General features: G+C 40.5%; 1 pseudogene. It reads right to left on the reverse strand.

Going from position 1 to position 476, the window contains the following annotated elements:
* Positions 1-413: pseudogene (eno, locus tag HC176_RS16310) on the reverse strand (phosphopyruvate hydratase); the annotation flags it as partial.
* Between the last annotated feature and the right edge of the window lie 63 nt (positions 414-476).

Here is a 476-nt window from a genome sequence, read left to right on the forward strand (position 1 = left end):
GCACTTACTCCTCCCACGTAGCGGTAAAGTGGCATATTCAATTCATTCGCTGCTGCTTTTGCCACAGCAAGGGAAACTCCCAGAATAGCATTAGCTCCAAGCTTGGACTTATTTGGCGTTCCGTCCAGTTCGATCATCGCCTGATCCACTATATTCTGATCAAAAACTGAATATCCCAACAATTCTTCAGCAATTACTTCATTTACATTTTTTATTGCTTTAGAAACTCCTTTCCCCATATAATCCTTGCCGCCGTCACGAAGCTCTACAGCTTCATGTTCTCCGGTAGAAGCTCCTGAAGGAACAGCAGCTCTTCCAATAACTCCATTTTCAGTCTCTACATCAACTTCTACCGTTGGATTTCCGCGGGAATCAAAGATCTGGCGGGCGTGTATATTTATTATAATGCTCATATTTATAAATTTTAATTAATTATCTTTTTTAGCCCCTGCAAGATACGAATACTTCAAAAGAAT

The sequence above is a fragment of the Tamlana crocina genome (assembly GCF_012037625.1).